The organism is Companilactobacillus insicii (genome assembly GCF_003946015.1).
Taxonomy (GTDB): domain Bacteria; phylum Bacillota; class Bacilli; order Lactobacillales; family Lactobacillaceae; genus Companilactobacillus; species Companilactobacillus insicii.
Map to the genome: position 1 here is coordinate 1 of NZ_RHNU01000070.1, position 1,520 is coordinate 1,520.

General features: G+C 34.5%; 2 protein-coding genes. Both read left to right on the forward strand.

The genetic code is table 11. The features are described from left to right. Nucleotides 1–54: 54 nt before the first annotated feature. Nucleotides 55–588: a helix-turn-helix domain-containing protein gene (locus EKM79_RS12160; protein ID WP_125569164.1), complete on the forward strand. Its 534-nt coding sequence runs from the start codon at nt 55–57 to the stop codon at nt 586–588. Continuing rightward, nucleotides 585–1,484 carry an IS3 family transposase gene (locus EKM79_RS12165; protein WP_246005699.1) on the forward strand — a complete coding sequence of 300 codons (900 nt, stop codon included), beginning with the start codon at nt 585–587 and terminating at the stop codon, nt 1,482–1,484. The genes EKM79_RS12160 and EKM79_RS12165 overlap by 4 nt, the downstream gene beginning before the upstream one ends. Nucleotides 1,485–1,520 lie beyond the last annotated feature (36 nt).

Consider the following 1,520-nt stretch of genomic DNA (forward strand, 5'->3'; position numbering starts at 1 on the left):
TGAAGTGCCCTACAATTGTTAGACAAGAAATCTAACGATTGTAGGGCATTTTTTATGACAAAATATGATCCAATCTTCAAAGCTGAGGTAATAAATGATTATATACAAGGAAAATATAGTTACAATGACTTAGCTGAAAAATATAGCTTGCCTGACCGTGAAATTAGGCATTGGATAAAAAGATATCAGTTATCGGGAATAGATTCTTTGATCAGACGCAAAGGTAAACGTAACTTTACAGCAGAGTTCAAGCTGAGTGTGATAGACTACTATCAAACTCATGATGAGTCTACTGCAGAAGTTGCCGCCAAATATGATATTCTACCTTCTCAAATAAGTATTTGGAGAACATCATTTAATCGTGACGGTATTCAATCTCTGAAGCCTCACCGAAAAGGTAGGAAACCATTGAAGAAGAAAAGTAAGAAGCAAGTACGCAAATTGGTGGATAAAAATGAAGTAGAACGTTTACGAGAAGAACTAGCTCAAAAAAATAAAGAACTTTATGACACAAAGTTAGAAAGAGATATACTAAAAAAATCAATGACCCTGTTCGGACCTTCAAAGGATGTCAAAAAACACAAATAGTCGATCAGATCAGGGCTGACCAAGCAGAACTTCCAAAAGTTGAAAGATATAAGATCGGTGACATACTTCGTGTCATTGATTTGAATAAAGCAACTTATCATGATGAAAGGAAACGCATCAAGAATCATAAGGACAAATATGCCGAAATTAAAGCAATAATACTTGAGATAGCTAAAGAAGGAACATTCCGGGGTAGATTGACATATGGCTACCGTAGAATTGGAGAGGCACTAGATAAGCGTGGGATACACTTGTGTGGAGATACTATTAGAAAGTTAATGTCGGATATGGGTATTCAAGTATCAATGTATAACAAACACAATAATCATCACTATTCTTCTTTCAAGGGAAAAGTTGGAAAGACTTGTATCAATGTTTTGAATCAATTGTTTGAGGAAACACAACCATACACAGTCCTTCATACGGATGTTTCACAGGTAAAACTACTCAATGACAAGTGGGCCTATATTTCAGCAGTAACAGATGAAGCTAGTAAAGAGGTTTTAGCGTTCCAAATAAATGACAGTCCTAATAAAGAATTAATTGAAAACACATTAAGTGAACTGTTCCGAAAATTGCCAGCAGATGCAAAACCAATCATTCATTCTGATCAAGGATGGCACTATCAACTAAGCTATTACACTGAATCACTGATAGAAAATAATTTAATACAAAGTATGTCTAGAAGAGGTAACTGTCTTGATAATGCACCAATAGAGAGTTTCTTTCATATATATAAGACCGAATGTTTAATTGGATTTCCTCCATGTAAGGATATAGATGAACTAACGAAAATTTCTCAAAAGTACGTTTGTTGGTATAACAATGTAAGAATCTCAGGAAAAACAAAAAGCATGTCACCAGTAGAATACCGGGAACATGCTTTAGCAGCTTAAATATTTAATTTTGTCTAACTTTTGTCTTGCACTTCA

What these genes read in the sequence shown, in the direction of transcription:
- EKM79_RS12160 (WP_125569164.1), top strand. Translation starts at nt 55, where the DNA reads ATGACAAAATATGATCCAATCTTCAAAGCTGAGGTAATAAATGATTAT.